This is a genomic window from Erythrobacter mangrovi (assembly GCF_013260645.1).
Classification (GTDB): domain Bacteria; phylum Pseudomonadota; class Alphaproteobacteria; order Sphingomonadales; family Sphingomonadaceae; genus Qipengyuania; species Qipengyuania mangrovi.
In genome coordinates this window covers 2,972,531-2,990,524 of sequence record NZ_CP053921.1, presented here as the reverse complement: position 1 = coordinate 2,990,524, position 17,994 = coordinate 2,972,531, and the positions used below count along the sequence as shown (strand labels likewise).

27 protein-coding genes are annotated in these 17,994 nt (G+C 62.6%); 14 read left to right on the top strand and 13 right to left on the bottom strand.

What is annotated here, in order from left to right:
- Positions 1-22: 22 nt before the first annotated feature.
- Together HQR01_RS14825 and HQR01_RS14820 are read right to left on the bottom strand one after the other, a co-directional pair.
- Positions 23-565: a GNAT family N-acetyltransferase gene (locus HQR01_RS14825; protein WP_173215891.1), complete on the bottom strand. Its 543-nt coding sequence runs from the start codon at positions 563-565 to the stop codon at positions 23-25.
- Positions 562-1,140 carry a thymidine kinase gene (locus HQR01_RS14820; RefSeq protein ID WP_173215889.1) on the bottom strand — a complete coding sequence of 193 codons (579 nt, stop codon included), beginning with the start codon at positions 1,138-1,140 and terminating at the stop codon, positions 562-564. Before HQR01_RS14820 ends, HQR01_RS14825 begins: the two co-directional genes overlap by 4 nt.
- Positions 1,141-1,231: 91 nt before the next feature.
- On the opposite strand from HQR01_RS14820, the gene HQR01_RS14815 reads away from it, so the two are divergent.
- Positions 1,232-1,798, top strand: coding sequence for a YceI family protein (locus HQR01_RS14815; protein ID WP_173215887.1), 567 nt, complete (start codon positions 1,232-1,234; stop codon positions 1,796-1,798).
- On the opposite strand, the gene HQR01_RS14810 is transcribed toward HQR01_RS14815, so the two are convergent.
- The 9 genes from HQR01_RS14810 to pspF form a co-directional block, all read right to left on the bottom strand.
- A complete protein-coding gene (locus HQR01_RS14810; protein WP_234030191.1) occupies positions 1,773-2,726 on the bottom strand; it encodes a bifunctional helix-turn-helix transcriptional regulator/GNAT family N-acetyltransferase in 954 nt (317 codons plus the stop codon). The genes HQR01_RS14815 and HQR01_RS14810 overlap by 26 nt on opposite strands.
- A gap of 64 nt (positions 2,727-2,790) precedes the next feature.
- On the bottom strand, positions 2,791-3,636 hold the full coding sequence (locus HQR01_RS14805) for an enoyl-CoA hydratase (protein WP_173215885.1): 846 nt from the start codon (positions 3,634-3,636) through the stop codon (positions 2,791-2,793).
- Between the two features lie 33 nt (positions 3,637-3,669).
- Complete coding sequence (gene rbfA / locus HQR01_RS14800) at positions 3,670-4,068, bottom strand: 30S ribosome-binding factor RbfA (protein ID WP_173215883.1); 399 nt, start codon at positions 4,066-4,068, stop codon at positions 3,670-3,672.
- A gap of 4 nt (positions 4,069-4,072) precedes the next feature.
- Positions 4,073-4,483: a PaaI family thioesterase gene (locus HQR01_RS14795; RefSeq protein ID WP_325064522.1), complete on the bottom strand. Its 411-nt coding sequence runs from the start codon at positions 4,481-4,483 to the stop codon at positions 4,073-4,075.
- Positions 4,480-6,981, bottom strand: coding sequence for a translation initiation factor IF-2 (gene infB / locus HQR01_RS14790; protein WP_173215881.1), 2,502 nt, complete (start codon positions 6,979-6,981; stop codon positions 4,480-4,482). The genes HQR01_RS14795 and infB overlap by 4 nt, the downstream gene beginning before the upstream one ends.
- A gap of 59 nt (positions 6,982-7,040) precedes the next feature.
- The gene (locus tag HQR01_RS14785) at positions 7,041-7,745 is read right to left on the bottom strand and encodes a DUF448 domain-containing protein (protein ID WP_173215879.1); all 705 of its coding nucleotides are present in this window, start codon (positions 7,743-7,745) and stop codon (positions 7,041-7,043) included.
- The gene (gene nusA / locus HQR01_RS14780) at positions 7,726-9,360 is read right to left on the bottom strand and encodes a transcription termination factor NusA (RefSeq protein WP_173215877.1); all 1,635 of its coding nucleotides are present in this window, start codon (positions 9,358-9,360) and stop codon (positions 7,726-7,728) included. Before nusA ends, HQR01_RS14785 begins: the two co-directional genes overlap by 20 nt.
- Complete coding sequence (gene rimP / locus HQR01_RS14775) at positions 9,360-9,923, bottom strand: ribosome maturation protein RimP (protein ID WP_173215875.1); 564 nt, start codon at positions 9,921-9,923, stop codon at positions 9,360-9,362. The genes nusA and rimP overlap by 1 nt, the downstream gene beginning before the upstream one ends.
- Before the next feature lie 140 nt (positions 9,924-10,063).
- On the bottom strand, positions 10,064-11,092 hold the full coding sequence (gene pspF, locus HQR01_RS14770) for a phage shock protein operon transcriptional activator (protein ID WP_173215873.1): 1,029 nt from the start codon (positions 11,090-11,092) through the stop codon (positions 10,064-10,066).
- 154 nt (positions 11,093-11,246) lie between these two features.
- Here pspF and HQR01_RS14765 point away from each other — a divergent pair, with 154 nt between their 5' ends.
- The 12 genes from HQR01_RS14765 to HQR01_RS14710 are packed head-to-tail and all read left to right on the top strand — an operon-like array spanning position 11,247 to position 15,448.
- A complete protein-coding gene (locus HQR01_RS14765; RefSeq protein WP_173215871.1) occupies positions 11,247-11,399 on the top strand; it encodes a hypothetical protein in 153 nt (50 codons plus the stop codon).
- On the top strand, positions 11,396-12,304 hold the full coding sequence (gene pspA, locus HQR01_RS14760; protein ID WP_407644595.1) for a phage shock protein PspA: 909 nt from the start codon (positions 11,396-11,398) through the stop codon (positions 12,302-12,304). The genes HQR01_RS14765 and pspA overlap by 4 nt, the downstream gene beginning before the upstream one ends.
- A gap of 3 nt (positions 12,305-12,307) precedes the next feature.
- Positions 12,308-12,610 (top strand): envelope stress response membrane protein PspB, encoded by a 303-nt coding sequence (pspB, locus tag HQR01_RS14755; RefSeq protein ID WP_173215869.1) that lies wholly within the window; start codon positions 12,308-12,310, stop codon positions 12,608-12,610.
- Positions 12,607-12,981 carry an envelope stress response membrane protein PspC gene (pspC, locus tag HQR01_RS14750; RefSeq protein WP_173215867.1) on the top strand — a complete coding sequence of 125 codons (375 nt, stop codon included), beginning with the start codon at positions 12,607-12,609 and terminating at the stop codon, positions 12,979-12,981. The genes pspB and pspC overlap by 4 nt, the downstream gene beginning before the upstream one ends.
- Positions 12,982-13,005: 24 nt before the next feature.
- A complete protein-coding gene (locus tag HQR01_RS14745) occupies positions 13,006-13,305 on the top strand; it encodes a hypothetical protein (RefSeq protein ID WP_173215865.1) in 300 nt (99 codons plus the stop codon).
- Positions 13,305-13,625 (top strand): hypothetical protein, encoded by a 321-nt coding sequence (locus HQR01_RS14740; RefSeq protein ID WP_173215863.1) that lies wholly within the window; start codon positions 13,305-13,307, stop codon positions 13,623-13,625. The genes HQR01_RS14745 and HQR01_RS14740 overlap by 1 nt, the downstream gene beginning before the upstream one ends.
- The gene (locus tag HQR01_RS14735; RefSeq protein ID WP_173215861.1) at positions 13,625-13,939 is read left to right on the top strand and encodes a hypothetical protein; all 315 of its coding nucleotides are present in this window, start codon (positions 13,625-13,627) and stop codon (positions 13,937-13,939) included. Before HQR01_RS14740 ends, HQR01_RS14735 begins: the two co-directional genes overlap by 1 nt.
- Positions 13,936-14,202, top strand: a complete 267-nt coding sequence (locus HQR01_RS14730; RefSeq protein WP_173215859.1) for a hypothetical protein — start codon at positions 13,936-13,938, stop codon at positions 14,200-14,202. Before HQR01_RS14735 ends, HQR01_RS14730 begins: the two co-directional genes overlap by 4 nt.
- Positions 14,203-14,233: 31 nt before the next feature.
- On the top strand, positions 14,234-14,467 hold the full coding sequence (locus HQR01_RS14725) for a hypothetical protein (RefSeq protein ID WP_173215857.1): 234 nt from the start codon (positions 14,234-14,236) through the stop codon (positions 14,465-14,467).
- Entirely contained in the window at positions 14,464-14,640 is a 177-nt protein-coding gene (locus HQR01_RS14720) for a hypothetical protein (protein WP_173215855.1), read from the top strand. Before HQR01_RS14725 ends, HQR01_RS14720 begins: the two co-directional genes overlap by 4 nt.
- A gap of 48 nt (positions 14,641-14,688) precedes the next feature.
- On the top strand, positions 14,689-15,096 hold the full coding sequence (locus HQR01_RS14715; RefSeq protein ID WP_173215853.1) for a SufE family protein: 408 nt from the start codon (positions 14,689-14,691) through the stop codon (positions 15,094-15,096).
- A 1-nt stretch (position 15,097) separates the two neighbouring features.
- Positions 15,098-15,448 carry a YbaN family protein gene (locus HQR01_RS14710; protein ID WP_173215851.1) on the top strand — a complete coding sequence of 117 codons (351 nt, stop codon included), beginning with the start codon at positions 15,098-15,100 and terminating at the stop codon, positions 15,446-15,448.
- Here HQR01_RS14710 and HQR01_RS14705 read toward each other — a convergent pair whose 3' ends face one another.
- Complete coding sequence (locus tag HQR01_RS14705) at positions 15,449-15,967, bottom strand: sterol desaturase family protein (protein WP_173216457.1); 519 nt, start codon at positions 15,965-15,967, stop codon at positions 15,449-15,451.
- A 48-nt stretch (positions 15,968-16,015) separates the two neighbouring features.
- Complete coding sequence (locus HQR01_RS14700) at positions 16,016-16,441, bottom strand: acyl-CoA thioesterase (RefSeq protein WP_173215849.1); 426 nt, start codon at positions 16,439-16,441, stop codon at positions 16,016-16,018.
- Between the two features lie 90 nt (positions 16,442-16,531).
- On the opposite strand from HQR01_RS14700, the gene leuC reads away from it, so the two are divergent.
- Positions 16,532-17,983 carry a 3-isopropylmalate dehydratase large subunit gene (gene leuC, locus HQR01_RS14695; protein WP_173215847.1) on the top strand — a complete coding sequence of 484 codons (1,452 nt, stop codon included), beginning with the start codon at positions 16,532-16,534 and terminating at the stop codon, positions 17,981-17,983.
- The last annotated feature ends 11 nt before the right edge of the window (positions 17,984-17,994 follow it).

Here is a 17,994-nt window from a genome sequence, read left to right as displayed (position 1 = left end):
TAGATAGGGATGTCCCGACGTATCAGCCAGCCCATTCATCACGCAGGATACTGAACAGAACGATGTCGCGCAGCCGCCCCGTCCAAGTGCGCCGTTCGTGCCGCATTATACCTTCCTGCGTACAGCCAAGCTTTAAGACCGCCGCGCGGCTACGTAGATTGATCGCGTCCACCTTGAAGGCCACCCTTTGGAAACCGCAGGCGAAGGCGTGGTCCAACATCAGCTTCTTGAATCGCCGATTGATCCCGGTGCCCCGAGCATTGGGCGTAATGTAGCTGTTGCCGATCTCTACTGACCAACCCGGCATTCCATGCTCGATCCAAGCGGTCATCCCGACCACGCGATCATCGAGCAGGATCGCATAGCAACGACGCGAGCGGCCACTGGAAAGCATTAGGTCGAACTGGCTGTCAAAAGCCTCGTCCAAGTAGGAAAAGGGATACAACTCCCATATGTCGGGATCCAGCGCGCAGGCCACCCTCAGCCCCTCACGATGGTCCTCACCCAACGGCACAAGCTTGAGATTTGCGTCTTCCAATCGGACATGGAGCTCATCATCTATCATCGCTGAAGCGCCTCGACGAAATGCCTGCGACACAGGGCAACAAAGCGATCGTTCCCGCCGATCTCTATTTGCGCCCCATCCTTTACTGCAACACCATTGGCGTCGACACGCACTGTCATCGTCGATTTGCGCCCACAGTGACAAATCGCCTTCAACTCAACCAGCGAGTCCGCAATTCCCAGCAATGCTGCCGAACCAGGAAAAAGTTCGCCCCGGAAGTCGGTCCGCAAACCATAGCAGAGCACGGGAATATTGGTTTCGTCTGCCAGCCGCGCGCATTGCCAAACCTGTTCCTTCGAAAGGAACTGCGCCTCGTCGATCAGAACGCAGCTGATTGGCGCAATTCGATGCGCGGCAGCGACACTGGCCCAAATGTCCGTATCCGGCTCGAACAGGTGAGCGCCCGCGTCCAGCCCGATACGACTGGCGATCGGCTTGCCCCTCGAACGATCATCGAGCGCTGCGGTCCACAACATGGTCGCCATCCCGCGTTCGCGATAATTGAAGTCTGCCTGCAACAGCATGGTCGATTTGCCGGCATTCATGCTGGCATAGTAGAAATAGAGCTTGGCCATCGCTTCTCTATGCAAACTTGCGCGGTTAAGGCCAGCGTCACACACAGCGGTCCACAAGAGTCTCGGTGCGACTCGACCAGCGAGGTCCGGCATGCCCCTGCGACTATTCATCCTTCCGCTGATTTTCCTGCTTACGACGGGCGCTTTCGACACGCTACGTTTCACCGTCGATGGACCGCAAAGCGCGGTGTCGGCCAAGGTCGCCTTCCTCGGGATCGCCAGCAAGACCGCCCAGTTTCCCAAAGTATCGGGATCGGCTGTGGTGGTACCCCAGCAACCCGACGCATTGCACCTCGACGTGACGCTGGACGCGCGGGCGCTGACGGCCCCGGATTCCGTCACACTCAAGCGATTGAAGGGCGAGAAGTTCTTCTGGGTGGAGAAATACCCGACCGTCCACTTCATCGGCGATGGGATGCGTTTCACCTCGCCGACCAGCGGCACCATTGAGGGGATGCTGACCGCCCGCGGCGTCACCAAACCGGTAACACTCGAGGTCACATTCGACCGGCCGCCGGCCACGCTTGCACCAGGCGAGCCAGTAACCTTGACCGGATCGACGCGTATCGACCGCCGGCAGTTCGGAATGACCGCCTATTCGCTGATCGTCGGGCGAAAGGTCGATATCACGATCAAGGCACGGATGGTGCCGGGCTGACAGCAGCGAGGTCGAGCAGCCAGGTCTCGCTGACTTCAGGCCTGCCGAATTCCTCCTGAACCTCGCTGGCAATGATTCGATAGCCTTCGGCCGCGTAGATGCGCCGCGCGCTATCGAGCACAGCATGAGTCCACAGCAGGATCCGCGCATAGCCGGCCTTGCGCGCAAAGCGGGTGCACTCACGAACGAGAGCCTGGCCGATCCCCAAGCCGCGCGCTTCGGGCTCGACATAGAGAAGACGCAGGCGGGCGGTATCCGGTTCGCCCGGTTCCTCGACAAGGAACACCGAGCCGAGGATGCGACCGTCCCGCTCCGCCACCCAGCATTGCTCGCGCCCATCCTTGAACTCGCGCAGGAAACGCGCGGTTATGTCGAGGATGATCGCTTCGAGCTTGCTGCCCCAGCCGTACCCATCGTCATAGAGGATCGACTGGCGCGCCGCGATAATGCCCATGTCGCCGACGCGATGGTTCCGTATGGACCACGGTACCTCGCCCTTGTCGAACAGCAGCGCGCTGGCCCCTTCGAGCAATGTAACGAGGTGGGCGGCGCCATCCGGCTTGAGCTCCGCAAGCATGGCTTCGGTCTTGCTTGCGGTCTCCAGGTCGAGTGCCCGGAAGCTGCGTTCGCCTTGTTCCGTCAGGGAAAGAGGACGCTCGCGTGCGTCCTTGCCGCGGTCGCGGCGGACCATCCCCGCCTTCGAGAGACGTGCAACAATCCGGCTGAGGTAGCCGGGATCGAGCCGCAAATCGTCGGCAATGTCTCGTGCGAGCACCGGCCCACGCGTCCGAATTTCGTAGAGCACCCGCGCTTCGACCAGCGAAAGCTCGCTGCCCATATAGCGCGGCTCAAGCAGGCCCATGAGGCGTGAAAAGTCCCGATTGAAAGCCCGCACGACGGGGACGGCAGCGGCGATGGCGTTTTCCATGACGTCACAAATGGCATATTACTTGCCAAAGTCAACTATTGGATCGGTAGGGCAGTTCGATCAGCTATTCGCGCGTCCCCTCCTTGGCTTCGCGGCGGATCGTATCGGCCCCGGCCGGGTCCACTGGCATCCCATGCACCAGGCGCGCATTGGCATGGCCGACGTGCTGCCAACCCATCGCCGTCTGCAACGCGGTCGAGTAGCCCTGCACGTCGAGGCTCTGGTTGCAGGCCAGCTTGGCGAGACGAAGCCCGATCAACGGACGACGCGCGATGCGGGCCGCCATGTTCAGGGTGAACGCCTCCAACTCGCCACGCGGAACCACGTGATTGACCATGCCGATTGCGCGGCAGTCCTCGGCAGTGAATTCACCGCCGGTGAACAGCAATTCGCGGGCCTTGCGGTGACCCAGCTCCCAGACATGCGCAAAATACTCGACCCCGTTCACCCCAAAGGCGACGGTAGGGTCGGAGAAGCGCGCGTCTTCGCTGGCGATGACGATATCGAAGGGCCAGACCAGCATGAGCCCGCCCGCCATGCATTTTCCCTGCACCTGAACCACGACCGGTTTGGGCAGGTCGCGCCAGCGCCGGCACAAGCCGAGGTACATTTCATGCTCGGACGCCAGCTGACCGGCCTGCCCGGGCTCTTCGAAGCCTGCCCAAAGCGTAACTGGATCGAAATCGGCAAGCGAACTGCCATCGCGCAGGTCATGCCCGGAAGAGAAATGTTCGCCTTCGGCCGCCAGCACGATACACCGGACATCATCGTCGCGCGCCGCCGCGGCAAGCGCATGGTCAAGCTGGTATAGCATCGCCTTGTCCTGCGCATTGGCCTTGTCGGCACGGGTCAGCGTTATCCGCGCGACCCCATCTGCCGGCTGGTCGCAGGCGATCCTGGTATAGTCCATCTGGCCCCTCCTCACGAGGATGAGGCTAGCAGATCATTCCTCTTCGTCGAGGTCGCGCGTGACCTTGGGATCGGACAGCAGGCGCTCGATCCGGTCGGCCTCGTCGAAGCTTTCGTCCGGCTGGAAACTGAGCTTGGGAGCGAACTTGAGGCCAAGCCGCTGTGCCACTTCCTTCTGGAAGAAGGCGGTATTGGTCCGCAATGCCTTGAGCACCTCCGCCTCGTCCTTGCCAAGCAGTGGCTTCACATAGGCTTTGGCGTTGCGCAGGTCGGGCGTCATCCGCACTTCGGTCACCGAGATGTGATGCGCGCGCAGAACATCGTCATGCGCCTCGCCCCGCGCGAGCAGCTCGGACAGGATATGCCGGACACGTTCGCCAACCTTGAGGACGCGGACCGATTGTTGCTCGGGAGACGACTGGTTGCGGGCCATGACGCTACTCCTTCACCGGCCGCGGCGTCGGGATGGCGGTACTGGTCGACCGTGCGAGCAGATTGCCCGCCTCGTCGAACAGTTCGCCCTCGAGGAAAATCACCTTGCGTCCACGCCGCACGACCCGCCCCTTGCCGACTATCGGCCCGGCAAGCACCGGCTTGAGCAAGCTCATCGATATTTCGAGGTTGAGCGGTGCTTCGACCTGCTCGGTTGCCCAGACATGCGCCCAGCCCATCACCTCGTCGAGGAACCCCGCGACCAGGCCACCCTGCACGCTGCCGCGCGGGGTGATGAAGCAATCGGGGGCGTGGAAGCGCAAGGTAATCTCCTCGCGCTCCCTGTCGAAGTGTTCGAACTTCACACCCATCAGTTCGGCATGAGCGTGACCCAGGACGTGCTCTTTCGCGCTCACAGCGTGCGTTCACGCTCCTCGACCTCGAACACTTCAAGCTGGTCGCCCGGCTTGATGTCGTTCGTGTCGGCCAACACCACGCCGCATTCGAGACCCGCGCGGACTTCGTCCACGTCGTCCTTGAAGCGTCGCAGCGACGAGATGGTGGTCGCCGAGACGATGACATCGTCGCGGGTAAGGCGGGCGTGCAGTCCCTTGCGGATGACGCCTTCCTCGACCAGCAGGCCAGCGGCCTTGTCCTTCTTGCCAGAGCGGAACACTTCCTTGACCGCGGCACGGCCGACGACGTGCTCGATCCGCTCGGGACCCAGCTCGCCCGCCATTTCCTTCGCGATTTCCTCGGTCAGGTGATAGATGACATCGTAGTACATCAGTCGCACGTTCTCGCGCTTGACCAGGTCACGCGCCTTGGCGTTGGGGCGGACGTTGAAGCCAAGGATCGGCGCCTTGCTGGCCGCAGCCAGCGTAACGTCGCTCTCGGTAATGGCGCCAACGCCTGCGTGCAGCACGCGCACCTTGATGTCGTCGTTCGACAGGTTGTGCAAAGCGGTCACGATCGCTTCCACCGAACCCTGCACGTCGGCCTTCACCAACACTGGGAATTCGATCACGTTCGACTGGAGACCGGCGAACATGGTGTCGAAGTTGGTCGGGGCGAGCGCGGTGCGCTTCTCGGTCGCCTTCTCCTGGCGATACTGGGCGACCTCACGGGCCCGCTGCTCGTTCTCGACCACGGTCAGGAGGTCGCCTGCGCCCGGCACGCCGCCGAGGCCGAGGACCTCGACCGGCATCGAAGGACCAGCTTCCTTGATCTGCTTGCCCTGATCATTGACCAGCGCGCGCACACGACCACTTTCGGTCCCGACGACAAAGGTGTCGCCACGCTTGAGCGTGCCGCGGGTCACCAGCACCGTGGCAACCGGGCCGCGACCCTTGTCGAGCTGGGCTTCGATCACGGTCGCTTCGGCATCGCGGTCGGGGCGCGCCTTGAGCTCCATCAGTTCGGCTTGCAGCGCGATCTTTTCGAGCAATTCGTCAAGTCCTGCGCCGGTCTTGGCGGAGATTTCGACATCCTGCGTTTCACCGCCCATGCCTTCGACCATTACCTCGTGCTCGAGCAGGCGTTCACGGATCCGTTGCGGGTTGGCTTCGGGCTTGTCGCACTTGTTGATCGCGACGATCATCGGGACGCCCGCGGCCTTGGTGTGATTGATGGCCTCGATCGTCTGCGGCATGATCCCGTCATCCGCCGCAACCACCAGCACCACGATGTCGGTGATATTGGCACCACGTGCGCGCATTTCGGTAAAGGCCGCGTGGCCCGGCGTGTCGAGGAAGGTGACGAGGTCGCCACCCTTGGTCTTCACCTGATAGGAACCGATGTGCTGGGTGATGCCGCCGGCTTCGCCCTTCACGACATTGGTGCCCCGCAGTGCGTCGAGCAGGCTGGTCTTGCCGTGGTCGACGTGGCCCATGATGGTGACCACTGCCGGACGCGGCTTCAGCGTGTCCTCCGGATCCTGGTCCACGGTCGAATCGATGTCGACATCGCTTTCGGAAACGCGGGTGATGTTGTGTCCGAACTGTTCAACCAACAACTCGGCCGTGTCCTGGTCGATCGTCTGGTTGACGGTGACCATCATGCCGAGATTGAACAGTTCCTTGACCAGGTCCGCCCCCTTTTCGGCCATGCGGTTGGCGAGTTCCTGCACCGTAATCGCTTCGGGAACCACCACGTCGCGCACCTGCTTCTCGCGCGGCTTGGTCGGCCCACCATGGAGACGGCGTTCCTTTTCACGCGCCCGCTTGAGCGCAGCGAGGCTGCGTGCGCGACGGCCTTCGTCATCGTTCAGCGCGCGATTGACGGTGAGCTTGCCTGAACGACGCTTGTCGACATGCTCGGGCGTCGCACGTTCGGCCCGCTTGTCTTCCTTCTTCTTCTTCACCTCGGGCTTCTTGGCCTCGGGCCGTGCAACCGGGGTAAAGCGGCGCGGTGCAGGAGTTGGCGTGCCATCGTCCGTGACGGCTTCCTCCACCTCGGGGGCCGGCGCCTCTGCCGCGCGCTTGGCCTCTTCAGCCGCACGCTTGGCGGCTTCTTCTTCAGCCTTGCGGTTATCTTCGGCGCGCTTCTTCTCGTCTTCGGCAGCCCGGCGTGCTTCCTCTTCCTCGCGCTTGCGCGCTTCTTCGGCGACACGCAGGCGTGCCTCCTCAGCTTCGCGCTGGAGCCGTGCGACGCGTTCCTGCGGCGTTTCACCCGACGGCGCCGCCTTCTTGGGCGCGGGCTTGGCGACCGCAGGCGGCGGGGGTGGGGGCGGAGGCGGCGGGGGTGGCGGCGGAGCAGCCTCGCCCGGCTTGCCGACCAGGCGACGACGCTGCTTCACCTCGACCACCACCTTATTGGTGCGGCCGTGGCTGAAGGTCTGCTTGACCTCGCCGGCATCCACCGACCTCTTGAGGCCGAGGGGCTTGCGGGCAGGTTTGGTTTCGTCGTCGCTCATTATTGCTCGTTTCTCTATCTTCGTATCGTTCAAATCGTCAGTCGGCGCGCCTACCCCAGCTACGGGATTGCGCACCCATCCGCGGTGGGCACAGTGTGCCCGAGGAAGTGCATAAGGCGCGTCAGGGGCTTGAGCACCCGCGCCGCCGCAGCATCATCGGCAAGCGCCAGATGGACGACATTGTCGCGGCCCAATGCCACAGACAGCGCGTCGCGGTCCAGAGGCAGTGTCACCCCGCGTTCGCCCGATCCTTCGGCCTCGCGTCCGACGCGCCAAGCCTGGTCAAGCTTCTTGCGCCCGTCCTCGCTTGCATCAGAGGCATGACACAGCAGCGCCACGCCACCGGCCCGCGCAGTTTCGGCTATGCGCTGTGTCCCCAAGATAAGCTTCCCGACGCGCATTTCGAGCCCCAGCCGATCGAGTGCGACGCGGGTCAGGGCGTCTTCGACCATCTGCGGCAAGGCTACGGGAATTTCCAGCGCCCCAGTCTTGAAGGCCCGTGAAAGACCTGCCTTGAGCTTGCCCGAAGCGATGGCAGCTGCGAGCCCGGCCTTGTCGGTTCCGATCCAGGCGCCCCTCCCCGGGGCCTTCTCCTGCGCATCGGGCAGCACGAGACCCTCGGGAGAGACCGCCAACCGCACGAGCAAATCGCGCGGAGCTGTCTCTCCCGAGATGACGCAGCGCCGCTCGGGCTCGGAAGCGGTCCGGGCCCGGGGCGTGTCAGCGATGTCCGGCGTCAGGCGCTCATTGGGTGGAGTCCGCATCGGCGGCCTCCTGAGTGTCGGGTTCGTCGTCGAACCAGTGTGCACGGGCAGCCATGATGATCTCGTTGCCCTGCTCTTCGGACAGGCCGTACTCACCGAGCACGCCGCCCTTGTCCTGTTCGCGCACCGAAGGACGCCGCATCGGCGGTCCGTCGGCGGCATTGCGGCGACGCGGAGCCTCACGCTTCTTGGCGATCAGTTCGTCGGTCGCGAGATCGGCCAGATCATCGAGCGTTTTGATGCCCGCCTTGCCCAGCGTGACCAGCATTGCTTCGGTCAAGTGCGGAATGTCGGCCAGCGCATCCTCGACGCCCAGTTCGCGACGCGCCTCGCGATGCGCGGCTTCCTGGCGTTCAATCGCTTCACGCGCACGGTTCTGGAGTTCCTCGGCGAGTTCTTCATCGAAGCCTTCGATCCCGGCGAGCTCCTCGAGCTCGACATAGGCGACCTCCTCGAGCTCGGCGAAGCCTTCCGCAACCAGCAACTGCGACAGCGTTTCGTCGACGTCGAGTTCTTCCTCGAACATCTTCGAACGCTCGGCGAATTCCTTCTGGCGCTTCTCCGAGGCTTCTTCCTCGGTCATGATATCGATCTGCTGGCCAGTAAGCTGGCTGGCGAGGCGCACGTTCTGGCCGCGACGGCCAATGGCTAGCGACAGCTGATCGTCGGGCACCACCACTTCGATGCGGCCGTCGTCTTCGTCGAGGACCACGCGGCTGACGGTGGCCGGCTGGAGCGCATTGACGATGAAAGTCGCTTGGTCCTCGCTCCACGGGATGATGTCGATCTTTTCGCCCTGCAGTTCCTGCACGACAGCCTGCACGCGGCTGCCCTTCATGCCGACGCAGGCGCCGACCGGATCGATCGAGCTGTCGCGGCTGATCACGCCGATCTTGGCGCGGCTGCCCGGGTCGCGGGCAGCGGCCTTGATCTCGATGATGCCATCGTAGATTTCCGGCACTTCCTGCGCGAACAGCTTCTTCATGAACTCGGGGTGTGCGCGGCTGAGGAAGATCTGCGGGCCGCGGTTGTTGCGTTCGACCTTGGTGATCAGCGCACGGACACGCTCGCCGACACGAGCCGCTTCGCGCGGGATCTGCTGGTCGCGGCGGATAACGCCTTCTGCACGGCCGAGGTTGACGATCACGTGGCCGAACTCGACCGACTTGATCACGCCGGTGATGATCTCGCCCGCGCGGTCCTTGAACTCTTCGAACTGACGCTCACGCTCGGCATCGCGGACCTTCTGGAAGATCACCTGCTTGGCCGACTGCGCGTCGATGCGGCCGAGATCAACCGGCGGCAACGGGTCGACTATGAAGTCACCGACCTTGGCATCCTTTTCCAGCTTGGCGGCCTGCTTGAGATCCACCTGCTTGAAGTAGTCGTCGACTTCCTCAACCACTTCGACGACGCGCCACAGGCGCAGGTCGCCGGTCAGCGGATCGAGCTTGGCACGAATGTCATTCTCGGCACCGTAGCGCGCGCGAGCAGCCTTCTGGATCGCCTCTTCCATCGCCTCGATGACGATGGACTTGTCGATCATCTTCTCGCTGGCGACCGAATTGGCGATCGCGAGGAGTTCGGCCTTATTGGCGGAAATGGCACTGGCCATCAGTCGTCTGCCTTCTCTTCAGTTTCGACGAGTTCGTCGGCACCGCTCGTGTCGAGCGGCTGGGTGGCGGCAATGAGCGCGTCGGTCAAGACGAGCTTCGCCGAATGAATCATGTTGCGGGGCAACGAAACCGTCCCCGCCTTGCGGTCCTCGATGGTGACCATATCACCCTCGATCCCGACCAAATTGCCGCGCAGGGTGCGCTGGCCGTCCCAGGCCCTGTCCATGCTGATCTTTGCTTCGTGCCCGGCCCAATTGGCGAAGTCCTTGGTGCGGGTCAGTGGGCGATCGATGCCGGGTGAACTCACTTCGAGGTGATATGCGCCCTCGACGAGCACCTCGCCGCTCTCTTCCAGCGCGTCAATCGCGTCGGAAACGCGACGCGAAAGCGCGGCGCACTGATCGATGACCAACTGGCCGGTGGCGGGATCTTCCGCCATGACCTGCAGCGCCATGCCGCCATCACCAGCTTCTGACGGGATCATGGCCACGCGCACGAGGTCGAAGCCGAGAGCCTTCGCCTCGGGCTCGATCACTTCGGTAAGACGCGCGATATCGGCCATTCGATCTCCAAAACGGTCCCGATGCGGCAATGGCGTTTGGTGCCGGCCCCTTGCGGCGCCAGCCCTCCAGTGTCGCGACAATGTCGGGATGGGTGGCCAATTAGGCGCGAGTCCCGCGAAAAGCAAGTGGACTCTCGCCGTCAGTCGCCTTCCTGCATCAGCCCGTGCTTCTTGATGCAGTGGCGCAGCTGGTCGTAGCTGAGGCCCAGCGCCTTGGCCGTCTGGCGCTGGTTCCAGCGATGCTTGCCCAATGCATGCTCGACGATCTTGCGTTCATGCTCGTCGACCGCCTGGCGCAGGTCTTCGACGCTGTCGAGGTCATGTGTCGGCGGCGGTACCACACTGGCCGCGCCCACGACCGGCTGCGGTGAACGCGTAATCTGCGAAACCGGTTTCCACGGGCTGTCGAACGGGTCGAACTGCACGTGGCCAATTGGCTCATCCCAGTTGTCCCAGCGATAGACGGCGCGTTCGATGACATTGCGCAACTCACGCACATTGCCGGGCCAGTCGTGCTTCTCGAGCTGCTCGGCAACATGCTGCGCGAATCCCGGCCAGCCCTCCCAACCCAACTCGGCCGCCATGCGTCGCCCGAAATATTCGGACAGGACCCCGATATCGCCTTCGCGCACGCGCAGCGGCGGCAAGGTAATGACCTCGAAGCTGAGCCGGTCGAGCAGGTCGGCGCGAAACTCTCCACGCGCGGCCTTGGCCGGCAGGTCCTCGTTTGTCGCCGCAACGATACGCACATCGACCCGCATCGGGCGGCTCGAGCCGATGCGGGTAACCTCACCATACTCAACGGCACGCAGCAGGCGTTCCTGCGCGCCCATAGAAAGAGTACCCAGTTCGTCGAGGAATAGCGTTCCCTTGTCGGCTTCCTCGAACCGTCCGGCCCGTGTCTTGGTAGCACCGGTGAAGGCCCCGGCCTCGTGTCCGAACAGTTCGGCTTCGATCAGCGTTTCAGGCAGCGCGGCGCAGTTCATTGTGACGAGCGGTTCGTCCCAACGAGTGGACAGGCGATGCAGGCGTTCAGCGATCAATTCCTTGCCCGTGCCGCGCTCGCCGATGACGAGCACCGGGCGCCGCATGGGCGCGGCCCGACTGGCGCGTTCGACCGCATCAAGGAAGGCCCCCGACTGGCCTATGAACTGGCTGTCCCGATCCATGCCCAAGAGATAGGAAATTTCCCCAAGGGTTGGCAATAGAAACCAACATGCCGTTCGTCGATTTGTCGGCAAGCCTCAGATTTCTGCGCTTTTCCAAGTTTGGCACAGGCTTTGCTAAACAGGGGACAACAGCTTCTTGGGAGGAAATCCTAAAATGTACGACCGCAACTTCTTCCGTACCCAGCTCGGCCAAGCTTCGCTGGCGAGCTTTCTGGCAATGACCATCTTCGCGGTGTTCAGTTCGAACCTGGCGATGAGCGCGCCCGCGCCTTCGATCGCCTATTACGACCAGGTCGAAATCGCATGACCTTGCCGCCGAACCACGACCCCCTTGGGCCGGAGCGCCTCTCCCCCGACAGTCCCGCCGGCAGCAATGCCGATGGCGCTTCGGCCCGCCCCCGCTTGTCACGGATCGAGGCAGAGGTAGAACGGCTGCGCCGCTCGCCCACCCCGACCCGCGACGGCGGCCGGGCCCAGGGCTCGGGTTTCGGATCCGACTTTTTCTCCAGTGGAGCTTCTTTCATGGGCATTTTTAGCCGCACCCGCGACATCATCGCCGCCAACTTCAACGACATGCTCGACAAAGCGGACGACCCACAGAAGATGATCCGCATGATCATCCTCGAAATGGAGGAAACGCTGGTCGAGGTCCGCGCGAGCGCGGCCCGGACGATCGCGGATCAGAAGGAAATGCATCGCCACACGGTCAAGCTCGACAAGCTCCAGGCTGACTGGGGCGAGAAGGCTCAGCTGGCACTGTCGAAGGATCGTGAAGATCTCGCCCGTGCCGCGCTGGTCGAGAAGAAGAAGGCTGTGGACATGTCCGAACAGCTCAAGCAGGAAATCGCGGTGCTCGACGACGCGCTGCGCGCCTATGAGCAAGACATCCAGAAGCTGCAGAACCGCCTGCGCGAAGCGCGCAGTCGCCAGACCGCCATCGCCGCCCGGTTGGAGAGCGCGGAGAATCGCGTCAAGTTGCGCAGCCTGATGACCAATGAGCGCGTGGACGAAGCGCTGAGCCGCTTCGACCAGCTCGAGCGCCGCGTCGACTACGCCGAAGGCCGCGCCGATGCACTGCAGATCGCCGACAGCAGCGGCCAGCCGAGCCTCGCCGACGAAATCGCCGCGCTGGAAGGCCAGGATGCGATCGACGACGAGCTTGAACAGATGAAGAAGGCGCTCGGGATGGGCAGCGCCGGCAAGGAGGACTGACCCGTGGAATTCGAACCAGTAATCGCCATCATTGCGATCTTTATCGGCTTGCCGTGGGTCATCCTCCACTACGTTACCAAGTGGAAGACCAACGCATCGATCACAACCGACGACGAAGTGCTGCTCGAGGAACTCTACAACCTCGCCAAGCGGCTCGACGACCGGATGGACACCGTCGAACGCCTGGTAGCCAGCGACAACCCGGAATTCCGCCCCGCCCGCATTATGCACGACAGCGAGAAGGACAACCAACAGCTGCGCGAGCTTGAAGAGCTAATTGCCGAAAAGAAGGGAGCCATGAAGTGAACAGCCCACGCACCACGCTTTACCGCGACAAGCAGAATGCCAAGCTCATGGGCGTTTGCTCGGGCATCGCCGATTACACCGGCATCGATGTCCTGTGGGTTCGCCTTGCGCTGATCATCCTGATCTTCACGACCGGCTTCGCACTGCCTGCCTACTTCGTCGCCGGCCTGCTGCTAAGCAAGAAGCCCCCGCACCTCTATGTCGATCACGACGAGCAGCGCTATTGGCAGGGCGTTCGTCAGAATCCCAAGCGCACCGCACGCGAAATCCGCGCCCGGATGCGGGACATCGATCGTCGCCTTGCCGACGTGGAAACCTTCTACGTCAGCAGCAACCCGCGGCTCACCGCAGAGATCGAACGCCTGCGCTAATCGGCATCGGGGGAGGAACACATCATGGGTGAACTGATACCGATCGTCGCGCTGATGATCCCAATCGTGGCAATCTGGGCCAAGCACCAGCAGAAGATCGCCGAGATGAACGTCAAGAGCACGGCCGAGGCGACTGCGGAGAAGGCGGCGCAGTATTCAAGCCGCGTTGCCGACCTCGAGGATCGCGTCCGTGTACTCGAGCGCATCGTCACCGACCGCGGTTATGACATCGCAACCCAGATCGAGGCTTTGCGCGACCAGCGCCGGGTCGATGAAGACGATGCCGGAGTTCCGCTGGGGCTCGGGCGCAAGGAGAACGTGTAATGGATGTCGCAGCGCTCAGCGTCATGGCGCCGGTGATCGGTGTCGGTGTCGCAAGCATATCGGTCGCCTGGGTGGTGAACACCTGGATCCGTGTGCGCCACGGCTACCCGCTGGAGAACAGCTGGGGCAAAGCGGTCTACCCGAAGAGCACCGAGGCCGAGGAACGGGTCAAGCTGCTCACGCAAGAAAATGCGCAGTTACGCGCCGAGATCGGATCGATGAAGGATCGTCTCGGCAACGTGGAGCGGATCGTGACCGACAGCGGCTATCGCCTGACGCACGAGATCGAAAGCCTGCGCGAACGCGGGGAGGCCAACTGATGGACCCCGAACTCCCGCTGATCTTCGCCTTTGTCCTGACGCTGGTCCTTACCGTTTTCGTCATGGCCCACAGCATGCACCGGCGCACCGTGCGTCATGAAGAGCGAAAGCTCGAGCTCGAAGCACAGATCGAACAGGCAAAAGCTCAGCAGGCGCTCAAAGGCGACGCCGATTTCCGCAAGTTCGAAGATCGCCTGCGCGTGCTCGAAAGGATCGCCACTGACGGCAATCACGCGCTGGCAGCGCAGATCGAGGAGCTGCGTTCGCTCGACGCGATCGAGAACCGGCCGCTGACACAGGAGAAGACCCAGTGAGCTTCTGGTCCGCCATTGTCCTGATCGTGGCGATCATCGCCTTCACCGAAATGGTGAAGGCACGCCATCGCTCACGCAAAGGGGACGCTCCCGAGGTAACCGACAGTGAGTATGGCCGTGAAGCGCAGCGCGAGATCGAAGACCTGCGCGAACGCATCAAGGTGCTCGAACGTATCGCAACCGAAGGCAACACGCTCGATACCCGTGAAACACAACGCATTTCGGCTGAGATCGAGGCCCTGCGCGACAGGCAGGCCGACTGAAACCGCCGGGTTCAAGGAGGACATGAGGGAAATGTTCGAACCGACCATCATCATAGCTGCCGCATCATTGCTCGGCCTCATAGTCGTAGCCGGCGCGATGCTGCGCGGCTGGCGCGAGTGGCTCGAGCTCAAGCGAAGCGAACTGCAGCGCGAAAATACGCCACGCGAAGAGGGCTCACCTTTCGGTGCCGCGCGGATCGAGATCGCCGACCTCAAGGAGCGCATTCGCAAGCTCGAAGCCATCGCCAGCGGGGTCGACCTGTGAGCGCGGCGCGGACCGATGCCGCACGAGCAGGCATCGGGCTAGGTAGCGCGATAGCCGTGGCGATCAGCTGGAGCCTGCACCAGTCCATCTTCTGGGCCATCGTTCAAGGCTTCTTCGGCTGGTTCTACGTCATCTATTACGCGTTCACTCGCCCCGGCGGCCTGACAGGCTGACACGAGCGCGATTTACCTGCGGCGCACACCCCGCTAGAGCGCGCGCCCATGCGCAGCCTCAATGACATTGCCGACGAGTATGAATTCCTTGAAGGCGACGAACGCTATCGCCTGTTGATCGAGCTCGGCCGTGAACTTGAACCCATGCCCGACGCACTCAAGACCGACGCTACGCTGGTGCGTGGCTGTTCTGCAGCCGTGTGGGTCTATCCAACGGGGGATGCTGGTGCGCTCCATTTCCTCGCCGACAGCAATGCTGCGATTACCAAGGGAATTGTGGCGCTGGTGATCGCAGCCGTACAGGACCGCCCGGCCAGCGAAGTCGCGACAATGGACGTGACCCACGCCCTCGAACCTTTCGATCTGAAAAACCAGTTGTCGAGCAACCGGACCCAGGGCGTCCCCAACATGATCGCACTGGTGAAGGAACACGCCGCGCGGATTGCCGCGGGTTGAAATGAAGCGCCCACTCTATTCGGTATTGGGCCTGATAAGCGTCGGCCTTGGCGCGATCGGAGCGTTCCTGCCGATCATGCCGACGGTCCCCTTCCTGCTGCTGGCGGTGTTCTTCTTCGCTCGCAGCAATCCAGACTGGGAACAGCGGATCCTCGATCACCCGACCTGGGGTCCACAACTGCAAGACTGGCGCGAACGTCGCGCGATCAATCGCCGGGCAAAGACCATGGCAATCGGTGCCATGTCGACCGGTGCGATCGTCACCTGGTATACGCTAGGTCACCCCTGGGTCTGGGTATCCATTGCCATCCTGGTAATCTGCGGCAGCTGGATCGCCACGCGCAACGAGTGATCAGGCGCCTACACTATCCCTAACGACTGCGATTCCGGCCTCGCGCTGGGCCTTCAGCTCAGCCCTGAGCTTCGCCGGATCACGGGCAAAGACGAAGCCGAAGCTGACTCCGCCCTCCTTGCCGATGGTTGCATGGTGGAGCTTGTGCGCTTGCACCAGCCGTTTGGCGTAGCCTCTCTTGGGCACCCATCGAAAATAGCGCTGATGGACAAGTCCATCGTGCACCAGCGTATAGACGATGCCGTAGAGCAGTATCCCAATGCCGATGAAAGTGGCAGGCCACCAGGCTGCATCACCCAGCACCAAATCGCTGCCGAGCATGAACATGGAGATGCTCATCGCCGCGCCAACCACTGCGTAGAGGTCGTTCTTTTCGAAGGTCTTGTCATGCGGTTCGTGATGGTCGCGGTGCCAGCCCCAACCGAAACCGTGCATGATGTATTTGTGCGAACTCCACGCGACCCATTCCATCGCAACGAAGGTTGCAAGCACGATCAGCACGGGCACGAAGACTGTCATCAGAGACATGATATAAGCCTGCCGACGCGGCAGGCAAAGCCATTGGCGTTATTCGCCGGTGTAGCGTTCCTGCCGGTGCGGCATGCCGAAGCAGCGTTCCGCGACGTCGCGACTGATCCGGGCGGGGCGCTGGCTCTCTGCATCGATGCAGCACCACATGCTCTTCACTTCGGCCAACACTTCTTCGCCGCGACGGATCACGGTGTTGTAGAAACTGCGTGCTCCGGCGATCTTTTCCAGCACTGTTTCCGCGATCACCTCGTCATTGAGGAACGCAGGTCGGCGGTAAGTGATCTCATGCTTGAGCGCGACCCACGCCTTGCTCGCCACTTCTTCTGCCGGGGCCAGTTTTTGCCAGTGAGCCAGCACGGTATCCTGCACCCAGTTAAGGTAGCGGGCATTGTTCACGTGCCCCATGAAATCGATATCGTCCGGGACGACCTTGATCGGAAAGGCGAAGGGCTTTGCTGACATGATTGTCAATAGAGCAGAGAAAGGTTAAGTTTGGAAGACTCTGGTTTTGCCTTTTTGCGCCCATGACATTCCTGCCGCACACCCTGCGCCATGGCCAGCAAACCGCGCACTCTCTATGAAAAGATCTGGGACGCGCATGTCGTCGATCGCCGCGATGACGGCACATGTATACTCTATATTGACCGACACCTCGTCCATGAGGTGACCAGCCCGCAGGCATTCGAGGCGCTGCGATTGACCGGACGCAAGGTTCGCCGCCCGGACCTTACCTTGGCGGTGCCCGACCACAACCTGCCGACCACACCACGCGTGGATGCGGCCGGTCGCCGACTGCCCATTGCCGATCCGGAAAGCGCCGCACAGCTCGCCGCGCTCGAAACCAACGCCCCTGCCTTCGGCATCGATTACATAGATGCAGCCGCGCCAGAACAAGGGATCGTCCATGTCGTCGGCCCGGAACAGGGCTTCTCGCTCCCCGGCGCGACGATCGTCTGTGGCGACAGCCACACCGCCGCCCATGGCGGGATCGGCGCACTGGCATTCGGCATCGGCACCAGCGAAGTCGAACACGTCCTAGCCACGCAGACGTTGCTGCTGCGCCAATCGAAAAGCATGGAAATCCGCGTCGAGGGCACTCTCGGTCCAGGCGTGACACCCAAGGACCTCATCCTCCACATCATCGGCGTGATCGGCACCGCTGGAGGAACAGGCCACGTCATCGAATATCGCGGCGAGGTGTTCGAGCAGATGAGCGTCGAGGGCCGCCTGACCGTGTGCAACATGAGCATCGAAGGCGGTGCGCGCGCGGGCCTGATTGCGCCCGACCAGACGGTTTTCGACTATCTGGAAGGACGCCCCTACGCACCCAAGGGTGAGGAATGGAATCGGGCACTCGCCTGGTGGAAGACCCTCCAGACTGATGACGGTGCGGTGTTTGACAAGTCGATCGTCATCGATGCGACCGCAATCGAACCAACCGTCAGCTGGGGCACAAGCCCTGAAGATGTCGTACCAGTTGGCGGTGTGGTCCCGGCTCCCGAGAGCTTTGCCGATCCCTCCAAGCAGGCCGCCGCGCGCAAGAGCCTCGATTACATGGGCCTCGAACCAGGTCAGCGGATCGAAGAGATCGCCATAGAAAACGTCTTCATCGGCTCATGCACCAATAGCCGGATCGAGGATCTGCGCGCTGCCGCCGAAGTGCTCAAGGGTCGGACCAAGGCTCCCAATGTCAGGTGGGCCATCGCAGTTCCCGGCTCGGGGTTGGTTAAGCGGCAGGCCGAAGCCGAGGGTCTCGACCGAATCTTCACCGATGCAGGCTTCGAATGGCGTGAGCCCGGATGCTCGGCCTGCCTGGCGATGAACCCCGACAAGATTCCGGCTGGCGAGCGCTGCGCTTCGACCAGCAACCGCAATTTCGTGGGACGCCAAGGGCCCGGCGCCCGGACACACCTGGTCAGCCCCGCCATGGCCGCCGCCGCCGCGGTGACCGGTCGTCTGGCCGATGTCCGCAAGCTCACCCCTTGCCAAGCCGTCGATGCCTAACCATTGAAGAG